The sequence below is a fragment of the Phenylobacterium immobile (ATCC 35973) genome, from assembly GCF_001375595.1.
Lineage (GTDB): Bacteria > Pseudomonadota > Alphaproteobacteria > Caulobacterales > Caulobacteraceae > Phenylobacterium > Phenylobacterium immobile.
Map to the genome: position 1 here is coordinate 2,818,758 of NZ_CVJQ01000001.1, position 24,388 is coordinate 2,843,145.

General features: G+C 64.2%; 18 protein-coding genes and 2 tRNA genes. 7 read left to right on the plus strand and 13 right to left on the minus strand.

The window, feature by feature from the left end; all coding sequences use genetic code 11:
• The first annotated feature begins 140 nt into the window (after nt 1-140).
• Nucleotides 141-2,240 (plus strand): S9 family peptidase, encoded by a 2,100-nt coding sequence (locus BN1313_RS13795; protein WP_091741879.1) that lies wholly within the window; start codon nt 141-143, stop codon nt 2,238-2,240.
• Entirely contained in the window at nt 2,225-2,776 is a 552-nt protein-coding gene (locus tag BN1313_RS13800) for a GNAT family N-acetyltransferase (protein ID WP_091741881.1), read from the plus strand. The genes BN1313_RS13795 and BN1313_RS13800 overlap by 16 nt, the downstream gene beginning before the upstream one ends.
• A 59-nt stretch (nt 2,777-2,835) precedes the next feature.
• Here the strand turns inward: BN1313_RS13800 and BN1313_RS13805 are convergent, their stop codons facing one another.
• Nucleotides 2,836-3,375 carry a porin family protein gene (locus tag BN1313_RS13805; protein ID WP_091741884.1) on the minus strand — a complete coding sequence of 180 codons (540 nt, stop codon included), beginning with the start codon at nt 3,373-3,375 and terminating at the stop codon, nt 2,836-2,838.
• A 392-nt stretch (nt 3,376-3,767) separates the two neighbouring features.
• Nucleotides 3,768-3,841 (minus strand) — tRNA-Gln (locus tag BN1313_RS13810).
• Nucleotides 3,842-3,963: 122 nt separating this feature from the next.
• Between BN1313_RS13810 and BN1313_RS13815 the strand changes: the two genes are divergently transcribed.
• Nucleotides 3,964-4,040, plus strand: a tRNA-Pro gene (locus BN1313_RS13815).
• 276 nt (nt 4,041-4,316) lie between these two features.
• Here the strand turns inward: BN1313_RS13815 and BN1313_RS13820 are convergent.
• The 3 genes from BN1313_RS13820 to BN1313_RS13830 are packed head-to-tail and all read right to left on the minus strand — an operon-like array spanning nt 4,317 to nt 6,600.
• Nucleotides 4,317-5,900: a recombinase family protein gene (locus BN1313_RS13820; RefSeq protein WP_091741887.1), complete on the minus strand. Its 1,584-nt coding sequence runs from the start codon at nt 5,898-5,900 to the stop codon at nt 4,317-4,319.
• Nucleotides 5,897-6,328 carry a DUF2924 domain-containing protein gene (locus tag BN1313_RS13825; RefSeq protein WP_091741889.1) on the minus strand — a complete coding sequence of 144 codons (432 nt, stop codon included), beginning with the start codon at nt 6,326-6,328 and terminating at the stop codon, nt 5,897-5,899. The genes BN1313_RS13820 and BN1313_RS13825 overlap by 4 nt, the downstream gene beginning before the upstream one ends.
• Nucleotides 6,325-6,600, minus strand: coding sequence for a DUF3489 domain-containing protein (locus BN1313_RS13830; protein ID WP_245620201.1), 276 nt, complete (start codon nt 6,598-6,600; stop codon nt 6,325-6,327). Before BN1313_RS13830 ends, BN1313_RS13825 begins: the two co-directional genes overlap by 4 nt.
• 374 nt (nt 6,601-6,974) lie before the next feature.
• Between BN1313_RS13830 and BN1313_RS13835 the strand changes: the two genes are divergently transcribed.
• From BN1313_RS13835 to terL, 3 genes are read left to right on the plus strand one after another with little or no spacing between them, the layout of a single operon-like run.
• A complete protein-coding gene (locus tag BN1313_RS13835; RefSeq protein ID WP_091741892.1) occupies nt 6,975-8,354 on the plus strand; it encodes a DNA modification methylase in 1,380 nt (459 codons plus the stop codon).
• Nucleotides 8,355-8,364: 10 nt separating this feature from the next.
• Entirely contained in the window at nt 8,365-8,781 is a 417-nt protein-coding gene (locus BN1313_RS16640) for a DUF5681 domain-containing protein (protein WP_245620202.1), read from the plus strand.
• On the plus strand, nt 8,774-10,210 hold the full coding sequence (gene terL / locus BN1313_RS13840; protein WP_176696027.1) for a phage terminase large subunit: 1,437 nt from the start codon (nt 8,774-8,776) through the stop codon (nt 10,208-10,210). The genes BN1313_RS16640 and terL overlap by 8 nt, the downstream gene beginning before the upstream one ends.
• Here the strand turns inward: terL and BN1313_RS13845 are convergent.
• Nucleotides 10,207-10,752 carry a hypothetical protein gene (locus BN1313_RS13845; RefSeq protein ID WP_176695841.1) on the minus strand — a complete coding sequence of 182 codons (546 nt, stop codon included), beginning with the start codon at nt 10,750-10,752 and terminating at the stop codon, nt 10,207-10,209. The genes terL and BN1313_RS13845 overlap by 4 nt on opposite strands.
• Before the next feature lie 19 nt (nt 10,753-10,771).
• Here BN1313_RS13845 and BN1313_RS13850 point away from each other — a divergent pair, with 19 nt between their 5' ends.
• The gene (locus BN1313_RS13850; protein ID WP_218054377.1) at nt 10,772-11,170 is read left to right on the plus strand and encodes a DUF2779 domain-containing protein; all 399 of its coding nucleotides are present in this window, start codon (nt 10,772-10,774) and stop codon (nt 11,168-11,170) included.
• Between the two features lie 19 nt (nt 11,171-11,189).
• Here BN1313_RS13850 and BN1313_RS13855 read toward each other — a convergent pair whose 3' ends face one another.
• The 7 genes from BN1313_RS13855 to BN1313_RS13885 form a co-directional block, all read right to left on the minus strand.
• A complete protein-coding gene (locus BN1313_RS13855; protein ID WP_091741902.1) occupies nt 11,190-13,652 on the minus strand; it encodes an ABC-three component system protein in 2,463 nt (820 codons plus the stop codon).
• A gap of 466 nt (nt 13,653-14,118) precedes the next feature.
• Nucleotides 14,119-17,082 (minus strand): type I restriction endonuclease subunit R, encoded by a 2,964-nt coding sequence (locus BN1313_RS13860; protein WP_091741905.1) that lies wholly within the window; start codon nt 17,080-17,082, stop codon nt 14,119-14,121.
• Nucleotides 17,079-18,293: a restriction endonuclease subunit S gene (locus BN1313_RS13865; RefSeq protein WP_091741908.1), complete on the minus strand. Its 1,215-nt coding sequence runs from the start codon at nt 18,291-18,293 to the stop codon at nt 17,079-17,081. The genes BN1313_RS13860 and BN1313_RS13865 overlap by 4 nt, the downstream gene beginning before the upstream one ends.
• Nucleotides 18,286-19,788 (minus strand): type I restriction-modification system subunit M, encoded by a 1,503-nt coding sequence (locus tag BN1313_RS13870; protein WP_091742743.1) that lies wholly within the window; start codon nt 19,786-19,788, stop codon nt 18,286-18,288. The genes BN1313_RS13865 and BN1313_RS13870 overlap by 8 nt, the downstream gene beginning before the upstream one ends.
• Before the next feature lie 458 nt (nt 19,789-20,246).
• Nucleotides 20,247-21,632 carry a Fic family protein gene (locus BN1313_RS13875; protein ID WP_091741911.1) on the minus strand — a complete coding sequence of 462 codons (1,386 nt, stop codon included), beginning with the start codon at nt 21,630-21,632 and terminating at the stop codon, nt 20,247-20,249.
• Nucleotides 21,633-21,812: 180 nt separating this feature from the next.
• Complete coding sequence (locus tag BN1313_RS13880; protein WP_141653152.1) at nt 21,813-23,156, minus strand: hypothetical protein; 1,344 nt, start codon at nt 23,154-23,156, stop codon at nt 21,813-21,815.
• A 307-nt stretch (nt 23,157-23,463) separates the two neighbouring features.
• A complete protein-coding gene (locus BN1313_RS13885) occupies nt 23,464-24,333 on the minus strand; it encodes a plasmid partitioning protein RepB C-terminal domain-containing protein (RefSeq protein ID WP_218054378.1) in 870 nt (289 codons plus the stop codon).
• Nucleotides 24,334-24,388 lie beyond the last annotated feature (55 nt).

The following is a 24,388-nucleotide window of genomic DNA, read 5'->3' on the forward strand; positions in this document are numbered from 1 at the left end:
CGATCTCGATGTCCTTTCTCAAACCAGAGTCAGGCCGCGGCGCCAAGTGGCGGGGTGTTCACAATCGTGCGCCCATTCGACGCTTGACCATAAATGCGGCGACGCTTGAGCCCGCGTCGGGGGCGGGCCATGACTTGGGAATGAGCATTCCCCTCGCCCCCGTGGCCCCGAAGCGCCCGCAGACGATCCACCAGCTGGGTCGCACACGAGTGGATGACTACGCCTGGCTGAAGGATGCCGCGTGGCGCGACGTGCTGCGCGATCCCTCGAAGCTGGACCTGGCCATCCGCGCCCACCTCGAGGCTGAGAACGCCTACACGCAGGCCCTGCTGGCGCAGACCGAGACCCTGCAGGCGCAGCTGTTCGCCGAGATGAAGGGCCGGATCAAGGAAGATGACTCCTCCGTCCCCGCGTCGGACGGACCCTTCGAATACTACGCCCGCTTCGAGACTGGCGCTCAACACCCGATCCATGCGCGTCGCCCGCGCGGCGGCGGGCCAGAGCAGATCCTGCTGGATGAAGAGGCCCTGGCGTCAGGCAAGGCCTTCTTCCAGGTGGGCGCGGCGGGACATTCGCCGGACCACCGCCTCTACGCGTGGGCGAGCGACGAACAGGGCTCGGAGTATTTCACGATCCAGGTGAAGCGGCTGAACGACGGCGCGTCCGTCGGCGGCGCGGTGGAGAGCTCGGCCGGGGACTTCGCCTTTTCCGCGGACAGCGCCTGGCTGTTCTGGATCTGGCGCGATGAGAACGCGCGGCCCGCCAAAGTCTTCCGCCGGCCGCTGGGGGCCGATACGCCCGGCTTCGGCGAAGACGTGCTGGTCTATGAAGAGGCCGACGACGGCATGTTCCTGGGCGTCGGCCGCACCGCCGACGACCAGTGGATGCTGATCCATGTCGGTAATCAGGAGACCACTGAGGTGCTGGTTATTCCGCAGGCGACGCCGGATGCGGCGCCGGTGGTCGCCGCGCCGCGCCAGAAGGGGGTGAAGTACGATCTGGACCATTGGACCGATCGCTGGGTCATACGGACCAACGCGGGCGACGCCGTCGACTTCAAGCTGATGACCTCGCAGGCGGACATTCCCGTCCAGGCGACCTGGCGCGAATGGATCGCCCACCAGCCTGGCCGATACATCACCGGCTTCGCCGCCTATGCCGGCCATCTGGTGCGCGCCGAACGGACCGACGCCCTGGACCGCCTGGTCGTCACGGCGCGCGATGGATCCGAGCACATCGTCAGCTTCGACGAAGAGGCCTATGCGCTGAGTCTTGAGGGCGCGCTGGAATACGACACGACGGTTGTGCGCTTCGTCTACCAGTCCCCGACGACGCCCAGGCAGTGGTTCGACTATGATCTGGCGAGCCGGGCGCGGACCCTTCGCAAGACCCAGGAAATCCCATCGGGGCATGATCCGGACCGTTACGTGGCGCGTCGCTTGCAAGCGACGGCGGCCGACGGGGAGACCGTGCCGATCACCGTGCTGATGCTGAAGGACACGCCGCTCGACGGCTCGGCGCCGCTGATGGTCTATGGCTACGGCGCCTATGGCCACGCCATGGAGCCGAGCTTCTCGATCCGGAACCTGAGCCTGGTGGATCGGGGGTGGATCTGGGCGGTGGCTCATATCCGCGGCGGCTCGGACAAGGGCTGGGGCTGGTTCCTCGGCGGCCGGCGCGAGACCAAGCCCAACACCTTCACGGATTTCATCGCTTGCGCCGAGCATCTGTGCGCGGAAGGCTATGGAACCCCCGGACGGGTGGCGGCCTACGGCGGCTCGGCGGGCGGGATGCTGATGGGTGCGGTCGCCAATCTGCGGCCCGACCTCTGGGGCGCGGTGATCGCCGCCGTGCCCTTCGTCGATGTCCTGTCGACCATGAGCGACGCCGACTTGCCGCTGACGCCGCCGGAATGGCCTGAGTGGGGCAATCCCATCGAGGATCCTGCGGCCTACGACCTGATCGCCAGCTACAGCCCCTATGACCAGGTGGCGGCCAAGCCCTATCCGCCGATCCTGGCGACCGGCGGGCTGTCCGACCCGCGCGTCACCTATTGGGAGCCGGCCAAGTGGATCGCCCGGTTGCGGGCTGAAACGACGAGCGCGGCGCCGGTGATGCTGAAGCTGAACATGGACGCCGGCCACGGCGGCGCGTCAGGGCGGTTCGACTTCCTGAAGGAGATCGCCCTCGACTACGCCTTCGCCATCTGGGCGTTGGAGCGGGGATGGACCAAAGCGTGATCGTGCGGACGTCAACGCCTGCGGACGCCGACGCTATGGCGGCCATCTATGGCTGGCATGCGGTCCATGGGTTCGGCACCTTCGAAGAGGCCGCGCCAACCACAGCCGATATGGCGGCGCGGCGCGCGGCGATCGTCGCCAAGGGCCTGCCCCACTTCATTGCGGAAGATGACGGCGGTGTTCTCGGATTCGCCTACGCAGGACCGTTTCGCCCGCGCGCGGCCTACCGCTACACCGTGGAGGACAGTGTCTATGTGGCCCCGGACGCCGTCGGCCGCGGCGTCGGCCGGCTGCTTCTGGCGCAGGTGCTGAGGGCCTGCGAGAACCTGGGCGTACGTCAAGTGATGGCGGTGATCGGCGACAGCGGCAACGCCGCCTCGATCGGCCTGCATCGCTCCCTCGGGTTCGAGCCCGCCGGCGTCGGCCGCAACCTCGGCTTCAAGCACGGCCGATGGGTCGACATCGTCTGGATGCAGAAGGCGCTCAACGGCGGGGCGGAAACAGCGCCACAGGGACCGGGCGTGGATCTGAGCTGATACGAAAAAGGCGGGCGCCCTGCGGCGCCCGCCCTTCCGTTACGCTTGTACTAAACGAATTAGAACTTACGGACGTAGGACACGGCCCACACGTCGGCCTTGCCGCCGCCGTTGTTGAAGTCGTGGCGGGTGTAGTCGCCACGGATGCCGTTGACGCCGTCGAAGGCGTACTGGGCGCCGACGCCGTAGTTCCAGGACTCTTCGCTGTCGCTGACGCTGATCGCGCCGCTCTTGGCGCCGACCTTCGACGTGCCGTAGCCGACGCGGGCCAGCAGGTCGACGTTCGGCGCGACCGGCAGGAAGCCGACGCCATAACCGGCGAAGCTGTGCTTCAGCTTCGTCTTGACGGTGGTCGCGCCGACCGTCGTGCGGTCACCGTCGACGCCGAAGGCGGCTTCGGCTTCAACGCCGAAATAGGGGTGGACGCGCGCGCCCAGGCGGCCGGCGATTGCGCCGAAGTTGGCGTCGCTGCCACCGTCGACGAAGGCATAGCCCAGGTTACCGTACAGGCTGGGCTGAGAGATGCTCTGGGCGGCGGCGGGGACGGCGCAAAGCGCAACGAGAGAACCGGCGACGGCGGCGAGCATGGAGGTCTTCATGAATTTATCCCACTAACTGTGCTGCAGTTGTGCAGCGCGGCGTAAATGCGCCCACCGCTTAGGCATCTCAATAGCTGTAGCGCCGCAAAGACACGTACTGTGGCGATTTTGCCGCGGCGGCCGCGGGCAGCCCGAGAGCGCGGCAGAATGCGGTGGACGGTCAAATCGAAAATCGTCCTGGCAAGGACGTTTTCCGGCCACCGTGTCTTGAATCTTAACCCTAAGGCGACAGCGGGGGCTCATGCCAGCCTTCGTCACCGGCTAGTTCTGGTGATCCATCATCACATGGCGGCGGTACGGAACGTGGCCGCGCGCTGGCCGAGAGGGTCGATATTCAGGGTCAACGCGTCCGTCGCGAGGCCATCAAGGCGGCCGGATCTAGCGTGAGGAAGTGGCTGGGGAACTAGGACTCGAACCTAGAATGACGGTACCAAAAACCGCAGTGTTACCATTACACCATTCCCCAGCAGGAACGGCGGCGGCGAGCCGCGCGAGGGCGCTCAGATAGCCCAGACAATATCGCGATGCAACGCCTGCTTGGCCGCCTTGCAGGGGGCAATTCGCTCATCTATAAGCCGCCCTCCAAGTCGGAGTGTGGCTCAGTCTGGTAGAGCACCGCGTTCGGGACGCGGGGGTCGCAGGTTCGAATCCTGCCACTCCGACCATTCATTTCCCCGCTAACGCGGGGTGATTTTCCCGCGCCAAATTAGCCCCGAGAAGTCCGCCGGTTAGGCGGATGCAGGCCCGCCTGCCTGGCTCTCCGAGAGCCGCCAATCCGCCCTCATAGGCCCATTTCCCCCGCCACTCTCTGGGGCCATTCCAGAAGTGTGACTTTCGCCTTCTGCCCCTGAGAACAGGGGAAATAACAGGGGCAGCCCGAACGGCGGCGACCGCCGGCGGACGCCGACGGTCGTGATCGCATCTACAAAGTGTGGGAGGCGTCAGCCGATCGCGGCGAAGCGCCGACGCTGCTCGGACCAGTCCAGCGGTAGAGGCTGCGCGGTCAGAGCGGCCAGGGAGACGGATCGAGGTTGGGCGCCCAGCAAGACCGCTTCGGTGAGATCAGGCGCGAGATAAGCCAGGGGCAGCAGCCGAGCTGTATAATTGTGACAAAGGCCATTTTGGCGGGCGAGTTCTTTCACCGAACCCACCTCACCGCTCTCCAGCTGAGCCGCCCAGACCCGGGCGAGCGCCATCGCCCGGACGAGCGCGCGATCTACCTGGGCCGCAGGAGCGGCTGCGCTGTCGGCGGCCTCCAGGATCAACGCGCCCTGGCGCCGACGCATGTGGAAGGCCAATCGGATGCTGCAAACGCCATCCTCCAGGCGCGTAACGTCAGCCGCATCGAGCAGCTCCGGCGAGATCGCCGCCTCGGCGACATGCACGACGATCTGGTCCTGGCTCAGCGTGACCCGTCGAAGCGCAGACGTCACCCGCTCGACATCCTCGGGACCAGGGCGCCACGCCGGGGAGAACATCGGGACAAGGCGCTCGCCGAGGAACCGTTCCAGCGTGCCAGCCGAGATCCGATGCAGGCTGCCGGCCTCGCCCTTGCCGGTTAGCTTGGCCCGGGAGAGATAGTAGCGGTAGCGGGTCATCCCGCGCTTGGTGTGGACCGCGACCATGGGATTGTTGCGATCGTCGAAGACCAGGCCCTCAAGCCTTGCCCCCTCCCCGCGCATCTCCGTCTTGGGCTGACTGGCGTTGCCTTCTGCGAGCTTGGCCTGCACCGCGTCCCAGAGTTCCTGATCGACAATCGCCGGGTGGGTGTCGTCGTAGCGCTTGTCCTTGTGGCGGGTGATGCCGCGGTAGGCCGGATTGGTAAGAAGGTAGTAGATCGCCCCACGAGTCATGGTGCCGCCGCCGACCATGTCCCCTGCTTTGTTGATCCAACGCTTCCCCTGCACACCCTCACGCTCCAAGGCGTGCAGCGAGCCAAGCGCGAGGTAGCGCTCGAAGATACGTCGAGCGCCAGGCGCTTCATCCGCGTTGAGCGCCAACCGCCCTTCGACAATATCGTAGCCGAGCGGCGGTCGTCCGCCCATCCGCAAGCCCTTGGCCTTGGAGGCGGCAACCTTGTCGCGGATGCGCTCGCCGGTCACCTCGCGCTCGAACTGGGCGAATGAGAGCAGCACGTTCAGCGTCAGCCGGCCCATGCTGGAGGTCGTGTTGAAGGCCTGGGTGACGGACACGAACGACACGCCCTTAGCGTCGAACAGCTCGACGATCTTCGCGAAATCGGCAAGCGACCGGGTCAGCCGGTCGACCTTGTAGACCACGACGATGTCCACCAGGCCTTTAGCGATGTCGGTCATCAGCTGTTTCAACCCTGGCCGCTCCATGGAGCCGCCCGAGTAGCCGCCGTCGTCGTAGGCTGTCTTGATCGCCGTCCAGCCCTCCCCGGTCTGGGAGAGCACATAGGCCTCGCAGGCCTCCCGCTGCGCGTGCAGGCTGTTGAAATTCTGCTCCAGCCCCTCCTCGGAGGACTTTCGGGTGTAGATCGCGCAGCGCAGACGCGGGCTCATCGGCGACGCGCCTTCAGGCCGAAGAAGACATGGCCGTTCCACTTGGTCCCTGTGATCCGCTGAGCGGCCTCCGACAAGGAGCCCAGCCGCTCGCCCTGGTAGCTGAAGCCATCCTCCAGCACCCGAACCTCGTGGCGCACGCCGCGCCATTCCTTGATCAGGGAAGAGCCCGACTTCAGCGCTGGCCCAGGCGTCGGCGTGTAGCTCCGGTCCTCGGTGAACCGCCGCGCCAGTTCGGCCATCTTCCGCTTGGCCGGTCCCGGCAGATCGCCATGCGCCCTGACCTGCAGTCGATGAGCCAGGGCCAGCGCCAGAAGATCACGGGTGCGCAGCTTCGGCGGCTCGACACCGAGGCGCTCCGTCCATGTCGCGCGCAGTTCGGCGAGCGACATGGACTCCAGCCCAGCGAGGAAGTCGCCGGCGCTCACGCGCCGGCTCCCTTCACGATGCGGTAAACGCGGCCCGCTTCGGATTTCTCGGAGGTCACCGCGAAGCCCAGCTTCTTCTTGATGGAGCCGGCGATGGCGCCGCGCACTGAGTGAGCCTGCCAGCCGGTGGCCGCCTGCATCACATCCAAGCTGGCCCCCTCCGGCCGCAGTAACAGCGCCACCAGCGCACCGAGCTTGCCCCTCGGCGTCACGGCCTCGGGCGCCGCGGGCCCAACCTCTTCACGCTGAGTGTTCATCTTGGACTTGGTCATATTCGCCTCCGATACGCGGGTCCGCCCATCGCGGTCCCCGTACTGAGGCGAGCCCGGTTGGCCGGGCGCGGCGACACTACCGCTTCCGTACTGGGCGAAGTCCAGCGTGAAGAGCCGGAAGATATCGGTCGGCGAAGGATCAGCGAAAACAATGATTTATAGCGCTGAGGTTGCGAATCACTACGAACCCTTTCACTCTGATCACAGCCTCAAGGGCCGCCCGATCATGAGATCGGGATCATCAGAGCATCAGGCTGACGCCTGGCAGCATCTCGCGACGTCATCCGTCCGAGGAGCAGATCTGAAGCGCAATCTTCGCCTGCCTGCAGGCGCAAGCTCGCGTGGACGGCTGCTCCCTCGTCGGAAAGACGGAGATGCTTCAATCCACCCCGCCTCGCACCCGCGAACGCAGCCGCCCCCTGACCTCACCCTCGTGTGAAATCGTCCTGACGCCGCTCGCCGCGCTCGCCATGCCAGCGCGCAAACTCCGGCGTCGCAAGTCCGACCGCATCCGCAGCCACGCTGACCGCATCGAGGAACACCGCTTCGATCCACCGCTCCTGGCGCTGAGAAGCGGTGAGATCATCTTCGGCGAGGACACCGCCGAAGCCTACCGGCTCCTAGAACGGTCGGAGGTTCCGGTCATCTACGTGGACGACAGGCCGCCGGAGCAGATCGCCGCCCTGCGTCTATGGCTGGAACGCCATCATGCCGAGGGCGATTGGGACATGGACGCGGTGAAAGCCGAGTTCGAGCTGATCTGCGAGATCGATCCGCAGTGGCTCGACGCCACCCACTGGGACATGGCCGATATCGACTTGGCCCTGCAACTCGGCGCCACGGCCATTGAAGACCACGGTGATGGCGAAGCCCCCGCTAAGCCCGAGCACCCCATCGTCACCCGCGACGGTGACATCTGGGTCTGGGCGGCGGGGCACCGGCTGATCTGCGGCAATTCCCGCGACGCTGCGACCATCGCCCGGCTGATGGATGGCGCCACGGCTCATCTCCTGGCCGCCGACCCGCCGTTCGGGACCAAGGTGGCGGCCATCAGCCGCTCGCACCAGGAGTGGAAGGAAGGCTCGGGCATGAGCGAGGCCCAGTCGATCACCTTCTTCACGGAGTTCCTGCAGGCCGGCCTGACCGCAACACGCGATGGCGCGCTGGTCTATCTCTTCATCGACTGGAAGGGGCTCTTCCCACTGCTGACGGTCATCCGATCGGTCGGTCTGGAACAGAAGACGCTGTGCACCTGGGACAAGCAGTCCGCGGGCATGGGCGGTCTCTACCGGAACCAGGCCGAGCACATCGTTGTCGCCAAGCACGGCAAGGCCAGGTCGATCGACAACGTCCGGCTGGGCGCCAAACGCAAGGGGCGCAGCACCATCTGGTCGGTTCCTGGATATGCCGGGTTCCGGCCGGACCGGGCACAGGCGCTGCAGGACCATGCCTGCACCAAGCCTCAGGCCCTGCTGATGGACATTCTGCTCGACGCCTCCAATCCAGGCCACATCTGCCTCGATCCGTTCGTCGGCTCCGGGTCCATGATCCTGGCGGCACAGCGGACAAAGCGGATCTGCTACGGCTGCGAGATCGAGGAGCGCTTCTGTGACATCGCCGTGCGGCGGATGTTCGAATTGACCGGCCTCTTCCCTGTCCATGCAGAGCTGGGTGTTCCCTTCGACCAAGTTGCGGCCCAGCGTGGCGTGACGCTCGCCTCGTCCACCGGCGCCGCCGCCGACGATCAGCCGTGAGGGGGCGGTCATGGCGAAGAACTCCAAACGTCCCGGCGGAAGCCCGCCTAAGACGCATCAGTTCAAGCCCGGCCAAAGCGGCAATCCGGGCGGACGGCCGAAGAAAAAGAAGACCATGCGCGACGCCATCGACGTGGCGTTGGAGCGCATGGTCGAGGCCACGCTCGATGGGCAGCGGCAGTCGATGCCGCTCAAGGATGCCTTGGCCAACACGTTCCTGGCCAAGATCGGGAGTGATCCGGAGCTATTCATCAGGGCCATGCGCTGGCTGGAGGGCGAAAACCCTCCAGCCCAGCTTGTCGAAGCAGACCCGAGCATCCTCGCCGACTTCGAGGCCGACGAAGACGCCGCCATCTACGACGCCACGATCGCCCGTGAGCTTCGCCGGCGTGGTGATCGCGAGACGGAGGATGACAGCGATGTCTGACCGCCGCCGCGAACTGGAGGCCATGCTCCGCCAGGACTTCATGGCCTTCTTCATGAAGGTGTTCGCCACCCTGGAGCCCGGCATCGGCTTCGCGCCGAACTGGCACTACGAGCACCTCGCCTGGCAGCTGGAGCGTGTGCGGCTGGGCGAGGTCCGGCGGCTGATCATCAACGTGCCGCCGAGGTCCGGGAAATCCATCCTGGCCTCGGTCGCTTGGCCCATGTTCGTCATGGGTCAGGATCCGACCCGGCGGCTCATCTGCGTCAGCCACACAGAGGAACTGGCCCGCAAGTTCAACGTCGATCGGCGCACCATCGCCCAGCAGCCCTGGTACCAGTCGTTGTTTCGAGGCTTCGACCTGCAAAGCTCACGGGACCTGGAGTTCATCACCACCCGCCACGGCGTCTGCTTCTCCTCCGGCGTCGGCGGCGCGGTGCTCGGCAAGGGCGCCGACATCATCATCATCGACGATCCGATCAAGGCGCTCGCCGCCCTTTCCAAGGCCGAGCGCCGCCGGGTGGCGGAGTTCTATGACAACACCCTGGTCACCCGACTGAACGACAAGCAGGCGGGCGCCATCGTGCTGATCATGCAGCGGCTGCACGAGGACGATCTCGTCGGCCATGTGCTGGAGAAGGACGATTGGGAAGTCGTCACCCTGCCGGCTATCGCGACCGAAGGCGGCGCCTTCCGGCTGAGCGATGCATGCGGCGATTACTATCGCCGGGCCGTGGGCGAGGTGCTGCATGCCGAACGTGAGCCGCTGTGGGTTCTGGAGCAGATGCGCAGGGTCCAGGGCGGGATGCTGTTCCAGGCCCAGTACCAGCAGCAGCCGGTTCCCGCGGACGGCGTGGTCATCAAGCGCGAGTGGCTGCGGTTCTATGAGCAGCAGCCGTCCGTCTTCGAGCGGATCGTCGTCTCCTGGGACACCGCCTCCACCCTGCAGGAGACCAGCGACTATTCCGTTGGCACGGTCTGGGGATCCGTTGGCATGGACTTCTATCTCTTGGATGTGGTGCGCGGGCGGTTCGAAACCCCGGACCTGCGCCGCAGGATCATGGAACTCTCCAGCCACTGGAGGGCGGACGTCACTATCGTCGAGAACACCGAGCTCGGCCGAGCGCTGGTCCAGGACATTCGGGTGGCCGGGGAACTCCGCCCGATCCTGCAGACACCCACCTTCGACAAGGAGGCCCGATTGCTCGCCCAAGCCGCCCGCTTCGAAACTGGCCAGGTGCATCTGCCGGCGGAGGCGCCATGGCTCGCCGAATACGTCGGCGAACTCACCGCCTTCCCCAACGGCCGGCATGACGACCAGGTCGACGCCACCAGCCAGGCGCTGCGCTACCTCACGCGCGACGCCCACATCCGCAAGCCGCCCCAGCGGCGCTGGGTGGGCGAGCGGCGGCGTGTGCGGGAGCGCGGCTAAGCCAGCCGCGCCTTGAACCAGTCCATGGCCCGCAGGAAGGCTTCGGTGGAGGCCGGGGTGAAGTCGGCCAGGGCCAGCCTGGGCTGCTTGACGATGGCGTCGCTGGGAAGTGGATCCCGCAGAGCAAGATTGATCTGCTCGCGCCAGGCGTCGCGTTCGGTCGCAGCCTCGAACACCGGCCGCCTGGCCAGCCCGCCCATATAGAGCGTCAGCTGTCCGTCCGGGCCGATCAGGAACGGATAGAGATTGTCGCCGTGCACGCTGAACACTGGGCCGATGGCCCCGGCGGCGGTGATCTGCACCCGGTCGGCATTAGCATGACACCAGGCGATGATGTCGCGGGCCGCCTGGGCGGCGCCCGCCTCGCCCCGCGCGGCGATGGCCTCCAGCACCTTCGCCTCATCCCAGGCGGCTCTGACGCCGCCGACGCCCTTGCGATCCACGGCGCTCTGGCTGCGGCCGACCACCACCGGCGCCAGGGCCTTCATGCCCTCGCCGGCATATTGCCGAAGCTCCACCCCCAGCACCTCGGCCGGCTGCATCTGCAGGTTCAGGAACTCGATGATCCGCCGCAGCTCCTGCGGGATGCCCTACCACGACCGCGCCGCGTTCGCCGCTGCCGTCGGCGCATGGTCATTCCCGCGCCACTACCTCGATTTCGAGACGATCGCCCATGTGGTTCCTTCCTGGGCAGGCACCCGGCCGTACCAAGCCGTCCCGTTCCAATTCTCGTGTCAGGTTGAAAAGGCGGACGGCGCGCTCACGCATACCGGCTTCCTCGACCTGTCGGGCGATGATCCGAGCCGCGCCTGCGCCGAGGCGCTGATCGCCTGCATCGGCGATGAGGGAGGCCGCCCTGTGGAGAGGACTTCGGCGTTGAAAGCGACGCCCGTCCACGCCTCCGGCGCGGCCTCTACCTTGGCACCCAAGGACGCCGCCGCCGCCAGGATGAGGTCATGAAACTTCGGGGGTTCTCGCATCAGGCCTCTCCCTCGATGAGGTCACGGGCCGAGTCCGCGCGCCACGCAAGTACGCCAGTGAGAAAAATGTTCAGCGCCGGCAGGCCCTGTTCGAGCGCGTCGAGGAACTGATCATCTGCCCCCAGGACCAAGGGTCGTTCTGTGGCGGCGATTTCACCCACGCGTGGCCGGTCATCGATAAGCTCGTCCATCCGGGGTTCTCCGCGCAGGAACTCAAAGGCGGCCTTCAACTCCGCGAGCAATACGATCTGGGTCGACCAGGGGCGCTCCGCCACGCGGGCCCCGATGTCGCGGCCCTCGATCCAAGTCACGCCGCACGCGTGGCCGGCGCCGGCAGCGCCGCGCAGGTTTCCCGGATGGGCAGTCGCAGGCGACATGGGGCGCTCACTCCCCACAACGAAGGCGAGCGCGAACAAGGCCGCTTTGAGCAGGTGGCTTCGGATCGTCTTGGTTCCGACGCGCACCAATGTGGTCTCCCCGCCGTCCTCGTAGTCCCGATCGTCGGCGAGCAGGACGAGGAACCGCCGTAAGGCGTTGGCGTCGCCTTGAAGCGCTGGCCGCCAGTCTTCCCAGAGAGCCCAAAGCGCGGTGCGGAGCCCGGCTTCGATCGCCCAACCGCACTCAATCGGATCCGGTCGTCCAACCACGTCATAGATTTGTTCGTGAAGCGTCCGCAGGACCTCCACATCAAGCGCGCGGTGAACCGTTGCCACGAAGTCGGGAAGCGGAATCAATTGCGGATTGGCGGCCGCCGCCTGTTCCCGAGGTCCCTCGACCTGGAAGCGGATCTCGAGGTTGCCTGGCAAGGCCCGCCCCCGCACCGCGTAGCCCAGAGCTTCCGCCCACCGGCGGCGATCGTGGACAAAGAAGGCGGAGCTCAGGGCGTGACCGCACAGCCGCGCCAACAGCCCGACCAATGTGGGCGCATCGCGCGCAGCGAGGCTGCAGTCGACGACGACCGCGCGCTCGTCGCGCCAGGCCTCCGCCAACGCCGCTGGCTCCAGATTGCCGGTGACGACCAGGTCGCCGTCCGCGGCACGGTCGATCCGCAAGCGCACCGACGTGTCGGCGGCCGGGGCAGGTTCGGGTGGACCCAGGGGCTGCATGTCCGGCGAGTGGAAGGCTGCGAACCTCGCCGCCGCCTCGGGTGTCAGGGCCGGCGTCTGCGGCCTGAACCCCTCAAGCGGATTCGTCGCGGCGGCCGGCATCGCATCGACACACTCCTGGAAGTGGCCGAGGTTCGCGTGACCGTCGGGGCCAAGGCGCAGAAAGCGACGCCAGGGATGGAACGCATCCTCGCCCATCAGCTTGATGTCGCCGATCGCCGGCACCGGCCCGTCGAATTCGAGCCCCACCGTGGTGCTGAGGGCGTTGTTTCCGCGGTTTTCGTCGGCGACAAGCGCGAGGGTGCATCCGAGGCGGTTCAGGATCGCCGTATTGCGCTTGAACAGCTGCGGGTCACGCGTGTGAAGGCGTACGCGCACATTGGCGCGAAGATGATCGCCGATCTCCGTCAGCACGCCGTTCGGAAGGAGCGGGATCACGCGCGTCCGATAGGCCTCGTAGATGTCCACGGCCGCGCCCGGCAACCAGGCCTCCTCTTCGATCAGGTTCAGTTCGTCCCGCGCGGGGCCAAGGTTGAGGCCGGTGATGAGGTTGCAGATCTCCTGATGGGGCATGGGCCGAAACGCGGCCCCCATGAAATCCACCAAGCCGCCGTCCCCGTTGCCGGACACGAAAATGTCCATGGTGCCCGCTGGCAGGACTGGCCCCTCGAGCTGCGAAAGGGTCCAGTAGGATGGGGTGTCGCCGTCGATGAAGCGTTCGGTACCGAAGCCAACGCTGAGGATGACGGCATCATAGACATCGCTGCGATAGGCGCTGTCCCTGAGCACAACGCGAACGCCCTCCATGTTGAAGGGGCGCACGCCCGTGACCGTGGTGTCGGTGCGCAGCTGGATCTGCGTGCCGCGAGACTCGTCGTCGAACTGTTTGCGCAGGTGCTTCTGGACGTCGCGCGCTGGGCCGGCGCTCCAGTTCAGGATGGGCAGTCCAGCCGAAACCTCGGTCGCGGGTCCGGCCGGCCAGTCGTAGTTGTGGGGGTGCAAGTATCTGTTGCTGGCTTCCTGGAGTTCCAGGACCTCGGATCGCATTTCGTAGACGTGAATGGCCCGCAAACCGGACGCCGCTTTGGCCAAGGCGATGGCGGCCGTCAAGCCAGCGGCTCCGGCGCCGATGATCGCGACGCGGCCGTTGGCGCGCACCAGGTTCTGATCGAGGATCGCTGCGACTAGGTTGAGCGCCCTAATTTGCTGCGAGAAGACCGTGACCCGCTTTTCGAAACAGCCGAGGAAGAACACGCTCCGTGTGTTCGGAACGCGCATGTGTTCGATGATCTGAAGCGGTGTCATAACCACGTCTAGATTGGCCTTCAGCTCGCCAATGCGTCCGAGGTGGTCCACCCGTCGCGTCGCCGCGGCACATACATGTGCTGATCCCCCCGAGACCATTCCTATCGTCGCATCCTATGCGTGTGGCGGACGCTGGACACGACTCGACGGCGACGTTGACCTCATTCTAGCTTCAATGCCAATGCGATCATCGCTGAGCACACCAAGTTTGGGATCATCCCGTTACTCTGGGGCCACGGCTCGGCCCGTCCCCTCCGCTCTTTTCTCTGCGACCTGCTCCCGACACTCCGACCTTCGCCGCCCGCCAGCAGATCTTGCGAAGGTCGGCAACGAGTCAGGTCCGGTCTAACCAACGCCCGTAAGCGCGCGCCGATTTCTGATAACCCTGCATCTGCGAACTCGACGACTTACGTATTTGGCGGCGCGATAGCTTTGCGGTCCGCAGATCAAAAGGGCTTTTCCCAGCCGCCGGCCACCTTGGAGCCCCCTGCCTCACCCGGCACTTGGCTTCAAGGACCTAATAATACTCTCGGACGTAGCCGTAGGCCTTCTCAAACAGGTCCGCGTCCTGGTGCAACTTGTAGCGGAATAGTGTCTGACGCAGCGCCTTTTTGACCTCCCGCTCGCCGGCATGGGTTGCTTGCCACCCATCAAAACGAACGGCGCGCACGATCTCGTCGATATCATCGACGATACGCTTCACCATGACTGGCGTATCGCCGTTCTGCACTTCTTCGAACAACGCGGTAAGCGCCGCTTTTCCCCGATCTATTTCTTCTTCCTCGGGAGTCTCGCGCTCAGCCTGAACGACCTCTCTGGCCAGCGCCAGCAGTTCCTTCAAGAATTCGACGGAGAGCAAGAGACCTTGCTGGTGACGGTTCTTGAGGTCCTCGAGCCGCTCACTAAGGGCCTTAAATATCGGATTTCCAGCGTGCTTGCGCAGGCGGCCCGTCAATTTTATCGAGATCTCCTTAGCCTTCTTCTCGGGGTCAGGATTGCCGAGAACAGCCTCGAGAAGGTCGGCATCGAGGACTAGAGTATCGAGATCATCGCGCACGGTATCGACATGAACATTGGCGTGGATCAGCTCGATGGTCTTTGCGCCCAGCCGGTGCCACAGCAATCGGCCTGTTCCAGTCGATGGTTTCAAGGACTCGTACACCTGAGCCAGCCACCGATATTCGGTCTCATACTGGGTCAAGACGGGATCGGGCGATAACGCCTCCCAGATCCGGGCTAACACATTGAAGTCGGCCGCGAAGGCATCGCGCAGGTCGTTGTTTGGAACGCACTCCTGAGCGGCGATCAGTCCCTCATAGCCCCCCAGACTGCGGTCCACGCCGGCGAAATAGGCCAGACATTTTTGCAGCGCCGCTGGAAGTGCATCGATCAGTTCGGCAATGTTCGAGACGGCCTTGCGCACCCCCTCCTCATCAAACCGCAGCGCCTGCGCGACATCGTCGAAGATGCCGAGATAGTCGACGATCAGGCCGTGAGTTTTCTGCTCGCCATAAGGCCGGTTCGTGCGGCAGATCGCCTGCAAGAGGGTGTGATCGCGCAGCGGCTTATCGAGATACATTGTCTGCAAGATGGGCGCATCGAACCCCGTGAGGAGCTTCGACGTGACGATGATGATCTTGAGCGGATCCTTCGGGTCGCGGAAGCGGTCGAGTAGCTTTTCCTCGGCGTCCCGATCGCGCTTGTAGGGCGCGTATTCCGGCTCGCCGCTATTTACCGAGATCACAATGTCGGAGACCTCGGGCGGCAGATGCCGGTCGAGTTCCTGCTTGTAGAGCCGGCAGCTTTCGCGGTCGAAGGTCACCACCTGCGCGCCGAAGCCGTTTGGCGCCACCTTCTCTTGGAAGTGCGTGGCAACGTCGCCGCAGATCGCGCGGATACGCTCGGGCGCCTTCACCAGGATCGCCATCTTGGCCGCAGCCTTGCCCAGCCGGTCTTTGTCCTCGTCCGTCAGGCCGTGAGTCAGCTCAGCATAGGCTTCCTCGATGGCCTTCTGGTCGATGTGCAAGTCCACCAGCCGCGGCTCGAAATGCAGCTCCTTCGTCGCGCCGTCGCGGATCGAGTCATTCAGGCCGTAGCGGCTCATATAGCCGCCCTCGTCAGACTCGGCGCCGAAAGCGTAGAACGTGTTCTTGTCGGCGCGGTTGATCGGCGTACCCGTCAAACCGAACAGAAACGCATTCGGTAACGCCTCGCGCATCTTGCGCCCCAGATCGCCTTCCTGCGTGCGATGGGCTTCATCGACGAGGACGACGATGTTGTCGCGGTCGTTCAGCACACCGTCGGCCTCGGCGAACTTATGGATCGTGCTGATCACCACTTTGCGGACGTCTTTAGCCAGCAGGTCGGCCAGTTCTTTGCGGTTCTCGGTGCGGACCATATTGGCCATATCGGCGGCATAGAAGGTGCCCGAGATTTGGCTGTCGAGGTCGATCCGATCGACCACCACAAGCACCGTTGGGTTCTTCAACGCCGGGTGGAGCCGAAGCTTGCGCGCGGCGAACAGCATCAGAAGCGACTTGCCCGATCCCTGGAAATGCCAGATCAGGCCCTTGCGCGGTTGGCCCGCCACCACGCGCGCGATGATCTTGTTGACACCATCCACCTGCTGGTACCGGGCGATGATCTTGATCCGGTGCTTTCCTTTTTGGGTGGCGAACGCGGTGAAGCTCTCGAGCATGTCCAGCACCATCGCCGGACGCAGCATCGAGCAGGCGGCCTTTTCCACCTCGCCTAGTGATTGTGCGCCGTCGCCATCTCGCCAGGGGCCCCACATATCGACCGGCATCCGGACCGAGCCGTAACGGAACTCCTTGCCTTCAGTAGCGACCGAAAAGACGTTCGGCACGAAGAGCTCAGGCACATTCTGCTCATAATCGTCGTGCACCTGGATTGCGGCGTCCAGCCAGCTCTGGCTAGAGCGCACGGGTGTCTTGGCTTCGATCAACACCAGTGGCACGCCATTGACGAGTAGCACCAGATCGGCGCGCTTCTCGGTCTTGCCAGCGCGAATGATGAACTGCTGAGTGACGACGAAGCTGTTCTTCTCGATATTTTCGAAGTCCATCAGGCGAATGGTGACGTGTTCGCCGTTCTTGCCGAAGGGCATTGAGCGTTCACCCAGCAGCCAGGCGGAAAATTCCTCGTTCGCCTTCACCAACCCGTCCAACCGCGCGCCCATGACGATAGCGCGCAGGCGGTAGAGTACGTCATCGGCCCGGCCGGGGTTGGCGGCGATGGCGGGGTTCAGGCGGATCAGGGCGTCACGCAGATGGGGCTCGGCCAGCACCTCTTGCGGCTGGCGGGGAAGATCGGCGGGGGCGAAGTAATGCCAGCCCAGGCCCGCGATCTTGCCACCCGCGCGGGCGAGGCCGATGGAGAGCGGCGCCGGGCGGGGCGAGGGCGCGCCCGCGAGCAGGTCGCGCAGATGGGCCTCGACGGTGTTGGACTCCGTGAACTTCATTCGCTTGGTCCAAACAGAAACTCACGCGTTAGGCTATCCCTGACACTATCAGCATATACTGTGCGGGCTGAAACGTCGATTAGCGCCTGTTGCATCGCGGTAAGCCGTCGAACAACATCCATCTGAATCTCAATGTCTGGACACGGAATTTTCAAGGGTCGCAGCGTTTCAAGATTTATATTCTTCTGCGTGGTCGAAACGGTTGCAAGAGTACTGTTGAATCTCTTGTGAAGCCTTCGCAGGCAGAACTCCAGAAAGCGTGCATCAAGGAGTGGCCTCGGTTGTATGCCGACGATAGAGTCTGTCGTCCAAATTTCGCGATCGGTAATTGCGGTCTTCGCCAAAACAACACCCGTGATCGATATGAGCACAGTGCCCGCAGGAAAAGATCGGCTGTATTTGACACCCAATTCACTGAGAGATGATGCGCTCGGCGCTAACGTTCCAATTGAGTTTGCAATCTCAGTGACTTGTATAAAGGGGTAAGGACCGCCGAAGAACTCAGGAAGGTTCCTCGGACGGTGGCTGAACTTTCCTCTTTCAACCGACGCCAGCTCGCCAAGCGGCTTCAATGGCCAGCTCTTGGGATATTTCACTCCATCAGCGAACTGATAATCCTCACCCTCGAGGCCTCTTTTGAATATTTCCTCTATCAAACTCTGAAATAGTAAGTGCCCTGAGGCATGAAGCAATCTCAGTTCATCGGTTGCGGCCTGCGCGGGCTCGATCAATCGAAGAATACGCTGTTGCTCTCGGATCGGCGGCAGTAGGAACTCGAAGTTGGCCAGGCTGGTCCAGTTGGTGCGCGGCGACAGCGACCCGGCCGAGGTGCCCACGGCATGCTCGAAAAAGGCGTCTGTCTGGCACAGGAACGGCAGCAGTTCGGGAATCAGGCGGTCGTTCGCAGGCTCAAGCACATAGATGTCGCCGGAACAGACCCCTTCGAAATCAGCCACCGCCACCTTGCGCTGATAGGCCCGGCGCTTGCCAAACAGAACCTGACCCGGCTTGAACAGCGTTGTGAAGGTCGTGCCATCGACCACATCGCCCCAGCGCCGGACACGCAGATCGCCGGGTTCGATATGCTCCAGCCCCACGACACGTTCGATCCCGGCCGCCTCGGGATCGACCACCCGCGCTTTTGACAGGCGCACCACGTCGCCAAATGCCACGCGTGTCCACCCCACCTTGGAAATCGGACGCTCAAGCACCGGCTTCTTCCGCAGGCGTCAGGCCATCAAGCATGTCGACCAGCGCGTCCATGCCCGACCAAAATCCGCGCCCTTCCTCGTCGAACGCCGCCCATGTCGCAGCCAGCGTAGCGCCACCGGGCGCGGCAGCCCCATTGGACCGCTTCACATAGCGGGCAATCGACAGGTTGCCGTCGGCCGCCAGCACATCGGCCACATCCGCCACAGCGGCAAAGCCAGGATCATCGCCAAACGCGTGATAGGCCGACAGGATACGCGCCTGATGTTCGGGGCGGAGGAAGCTTTGCGCCCGCTCCCGGGCAATCTCGGCCACCGCGTCGATGAACAGGATCCGCCCCTGACGCTCTGCCGGCTTCCGCGACCGGCAGATCACCACACAGGCCTCCATCGGCGAGTTGTAGAAAAGCCCGGGGCCCAGCCCCAGCACGCATTCGACCCGGTCGGACGCGACCAGTCTGCGCCGCATCTCGGCCTCCTCGTTGCGGAACAGCACACCATGGGGAAACAGGATCGCGCAGCGCCCAGAATTCGGGTCCATCGATGACAGGATGTGCTGGAAGAAGGCGTAATCGGCCCGCCCCTGCGGTGGTGTGCCCAGGAAGTTGCGGCCCCACGCATCCTGCTCCCACGCGCCGCGGTTCCATTTCTTGATGGAATAGGGCGGATTGGCCAGAACCACATCGAAGATCCGCAAGCGATCCCCCTGCACGAAGGCCGGGGTGGCTAGGGTGTTGCCGCTGGCGATGTGGAAATCGTCCACGCCGTGGATGACTAGGTTCATCCGCGCGATGGCTGCAGTGATGGTGATCAGCTCCTGGCCATAGAGGCCCGTGGTGCGAATGTCGCCGCCGCGCCGCTTCACCTCTGCCAGGCAGGAGATGAGCATCCCGCCGGTGCCGCAGGTCGGGTCATAGATGCTCTCGCCAGGCTGGGGCTCCAGCATCTGCGCCATCAGATGGACGAGTGTGCGGTTGGTGTAGAATTCCTGCGCGGTGTGACCGCTGTCGTCAGCGAATTTCTTGATTAGGTATTCGTAGCCGTTGCCGAGTTCGTCCTCCGGAACGGCGGCGAGCGTCAGGTCGTGCTTGGAGAAATGCTCGATCAGGTTCTTCAGCGTGCTGTCGGGCATCTGGGCCTTGTCGGTCCAGTTCGCATTGCCGAAGACGCCCTGTAGACGTTCGGGGTTCGCCGCCTCGATGGCGAGAAAAGCCGACAGAAGAGCCCGACCCACGTCTCGGGGCGCGGCGCGCACGTCGTCCCAATGCGCCCCTTCAGGGATCACGAAGCGGTCGTTGGCGGTGTCGGTGGCATAGCCCTTGTCGCCGGTTTCATCGAGCGCCTGCTGGTAATCCTCGTCCCAGACGTCGGAGAGGCGCTTAAAGAACATCAGGGGGAATATGTACTGCTTGTAGTCGCTGGCATCGATGAGCCCGCGCAGCAGGGTGGCGGCGCCCCAGAGATAGCTTTCAAGTTCGCGTTGGGTCAGCTGGCTCACTTCAGCCACCCCCCTTCGACCAGCACCTTGCGCAGGTGATCCTCTGCGGTACGCGCTGCGCATTGCGCGCGAAAGCCAAGCCGTGCTGCTCACGGGCGACGCTGGCTATCACGCCGTTCCCCCGGATCTTCAGTCCGATCTCACGGCCGTCATGATCCCGCATCACGGTGGGAAGGGCGCAACCCCACCGCCGAGAGCCCACGCCAAGCACTCTGTGGCGGTAGCCTCCTACGGGTCGCCGAACAAGTATCGGCACCCATGCGAGGATCAGCTCGATCTCCACGAAAAAGGCGGGTGGCGAATCCGGAGAACGGCTCGTCACGGCAAGTCTCCAGCCGTGCCTCGGGGCAACAGGAAGCTGTTTCCCCTGCCCTAGACTTGGCTGGATCCTAGCGCGGCATGAGCTGGTGACCGAGCCCAAGGAAGCCGATCTGAGCGCTGGTCCCCTAGCCCGTCCCTCAGGCCACCCGGCTTAGAGCGTGGGCCACGGCCGAAACCAAGTGTGCGTCAGGGTGGAAGCCCAGCTGATGGAGCGCCTCAAGACAAGCCTCGAATTCCCCATAAGTCACGGCCGCTTGCTCGCTGCGCTGCGCCAGGGCCCCAATCTGACCAGCGACATCTTCAATCTGGCGCTGGCGCGCCGTCGTCTCCGCCGGGCTCGGCATACGCGGTCCGTCCCAGACGGAGATGGCCGCATGCGCGCGCGTATAGGCGGCGACGGCGCGCAGAGCGTCCGCGGGCGTCGCGATCAACGAGTAGCTGGTGCTGCGTCCGCCCGCCGGGTCTTTGACCAGGATCCTGCGACGCAGCAGATCGTCGATGTCACGAAGCGCCGTATCCGGCGAGGTCTTGGTTATGGCGGCCCACTTCGAGCTGGTCAGTTTCCCCTCGAAACCCTCGAGGAGGAGGTCGAGGACGTGCTGCTGGCGCTCATTGAGCGCTTGACCGGCCATCGCCTCCCAGAAGCGCGCCTTGCGCAGCACATTCGCCAAGGTGGTCTCGGCTCCGTCGAACGCACGATCGAGACAACCCAGGAACCATTGCAGCCAGGCAGTGATGTCGAGCCCGTCCTTCTGGGTGCGCTCCAGGACGGCGTAATAGGCGTTTCGCTCAAGGCGAATTTGCGCGGACATACTGTAGAAGCGTTGCGTACTACCTTCGGAGCGGGCCAGCGCGAGATCGGCGATGGCGCGCGCGACGCGACCGTTTCCATCAGAGAAGGGATGAATTGTAACGAACCAGAAGTGAGCGAGCGCCGCCTTTAGGATCGGATCTAGAGTGTCATCGCCGTTGAACCAGGTGAGGAAGGCGGTCATCTCAGCCTCCATCCGCTCTGCGGGCGGCGCTTCGAAATGAACGTGCTCACGCCCGATTGGGCCGGAGACGACCTGCATGGGCCCAGAGGCTGCGTCGCGCCACGCGCCGACCAAAATACGGCTCATCCCGCTCCGACCCGTCGGAAAGAGCGCGGCGTGCCAGGCGAACAGGCGCTCGTCGGTGAGCGGCGCGCCGTAATTTTGGGTGGCGTCCAGCATCATCTCGACCACGCCCTCGACATGGCGGTCGGCTGGCGTGAGCGCGCCGATATCCATGCCCAGACGCCGCGCGATGGATGAGCGGACCTGGCTCTTGTCGAGTTGCTCGCCCTCAATCTCGCTTGATTTGAGGACATCTGCGGTGAGGGTCTCAAGGACGGCTTCCGCGCGACGCTGAAATCCTAGCGTCTCCATCCGGCCAATGAGCTTGCCCTGCCGGAGGCGGACCGCAGCAAGCTGCGCCTCAAGTCGCTTGTGGTCCCAGCTCAGATGGGGCCAATCGCCCAGCGCGTGGATGTAGGTCGTCATTTTCTCCGCACCTCTTGCGGCGAAAATGACGACTAATCCCCGCACACGCAAGCATTTTCACCGCATATTATGCGGTGATTATCCACCACAATCCCCGCATCCTTGCCCAGACGCCCCTGCGGGCCGAGCCAAGGCACGGCTCAATTGGCGCGCGCTCGAGGATGAGGCGGCTCGTGAAAATCAGTCGTCGTCCTCGAAGCCCTCTATTTCCCAGCGGATTTTCTTCTCATCCAGCGCCCGTCGAACATCGTCGGAAAGCGGCGAGGCGACGAATTTCAAGGCGCCGAGATCGACGAACTCGGATACCTGCCCCGGAGTCGCCACCAGCTCAAGGCGCTCAACCTTAGAACACTCCCCGTGAAGATTGGCGGCTGTCACGCGCACGCTCAGCTCCGCGGGTCCCGGATGGTCGACATCCAACGCCATGACCCCATCGAAGGTCCAAGTCTGACCATGTCGGAAGTCAGCGCAATTGGCAGTCATGCGTCGACCTCGCGCGGACGGATCCGAGAAGGCGAACTCATGCCGACCCACATGGGGTGAAATCAGGTCGCGGATTGTGGTCATTCCCGCAAGAGGACCGCGAGGCTGAGGAGCCTGCGGCCCGCTCGGGGAAATGAAAACGAACTTGTCGTGCAGCCAGCCGCCTGAAGCCCGAAGTTCCACCACCACATGATCGGCCCTGATCGCACCGACATTAATCACACGCACGCTGAACGATAGCTGATTGAATGCGCCTTGGAGCCTGTCAGCGTAGTTGGCGAAGAACTCCGGAATGGTCTTGTTGACGTACTCGTCAAAGCGCTCATCGAACGAACTGTCGTGGTTGAAATAGTCGACGCCGAGCCCCCACTGACTTTGCCTCGATGGACGTTTTGTTTCCCGACGGACCAGTGCAATGGCGGCGGCCGTCGCTTCCGGCGACAGCGGTTCCAGCCGATGGAGGCGAACAGGCCGCTCGCTATCGACCTCAATATCGATCGAGATTTCTGGCTCGGTGCTTTTCAATTCCCGAACCTGTTGCTTGAGCCGCTGAATCTCCTTGTCGGCGGGGCTAGGTTCGGGTGGCCGAAGCCAGTCGTCTGATATGTGATGCGTCATCAGTCCGCGGCCGGCCGCGAATGCGAGCGGCTTGATGTCATGACTCACGAGACGCTTTTCAGCGTGCGCTACCCCACGCGCATGCAACGTCTCCGCAACAATGCGCGCATCCCCATCGTCGGGATCCAGTTCATCGTAGTCGTCCCAAGGGATGCGATCGCAAACCGCAAGGCAGAGCTCCACACGAGGGGAAGCTTCGCGCACAACGATGGTCAGTCCCGACGAGATTGAGGACGCAATCAGCCGATTGAATGTGCGGGCATGTTTGCCCAACCGGCCATCCCGCTTCTTTGCATCAATCTCGTCCATCGCCTTCGGTGTGATGAGAGCGAGGATCGGCCCGTCGGCATGTAGCTCCGCCCACGGCAGTTCGTGGAGATCTCGTCCCTCCAGCACGACATTGGCGTCGAGAAACGCCTTCAAGGCATAGGCGCCGCACTGGGCCAACGAGCCCCGTGCGCTCGTAGCCCTACCGCCAGATGATTCGTTCCCATCAGACATCACGCCTCAGCATATGAAGCCGTGGACCGTATCGCCATGAACACCGCACAGCAGGTCCCGGTTGAACGCGCCGGGCGACCAACTCGCCCGGCGCGTTGACCTCGGCCGATCTGATAGCGACCGGCCTGGCGGGCTCCGCACGGGTTCGCCGGCATCCCCGCCACCGCCCTTGATCCGTCCCACACGACGGCGTCTCCGACGGTCCCGGCGCTTGAAGGGTCCCGGTCCCCTATTCCGCCGCCGCGCTGAAGTCGGTCGGCAGACTTGTCAGCTCGGCGATGGACTGAAATTCGCTCAGATATTCCGGCTTGCTCTGCGCCAGCCATCGGACGACGCGCACATTGGCGAGCAGCTTAGCGAGATAGGCCTTGGCGACGGTGAGGTGCAGGTTGTCGAGGCCGTAGGTCTCCTCGAACCCCTTGGTTTGCATCTGCAGACTGGCCAATTCTCGCTCCAGGCGGCTGACCTGTTCGCGGGTCACCGCGCTGGTTGTCGTCTTCGGCTTGCGCTTGCTCTTCGCCATTTGGGATTCGGGCGTGGCGGCCAGCAGCGCCATCACAAACGGTCGCGTGAAGTTGTTGTGGCCGATCATCAACTCGGCCGCCTCGATCTGGCGCAGCGGTGACATCTTCCGCAGGCTGTCGAAGACGGTGAGCGGGCAAGGCGCGTCCTTCAGCATCTCGCTGGCCTCATCACCGATACCGTCCATCAACCGCGCCCGCCGCTGGATGGACGGCACGTTTATACCCAGCGCCGCGGCCAGCCGCTCTTCGGACACGCCTCGCTCAATAGCCCTGACGATCATGCGGTGCTCCTGGGGTGCGGAGAGCCGGTTGATGCGCTTGTTGTATGTGAAGGCCTCGTCGTCTGTGGAGACCAGGCACTCCACCTTCGCGTGGCCAAGGTCCTTCAGCGCCTCGATCCGAAGCTGGCCATCGAGCAGGAAATAGGTCCCCGGATTCTCCTTGTCGGCCGTCACCACCGGCGGCTCGACCAATCCCACGGCGCGGATCGAGGTGACGATCTGCCGGTACTTGGCGCTCAGTTTCACGTCCGCGCGAAGCGACTTCATCGGCAATATTGCGTCGATGGAAAGCACGACGCTCTTGTCCAGGAACCCCCAAACAACGCCCGCATCGGTAGACCTGTCGCCG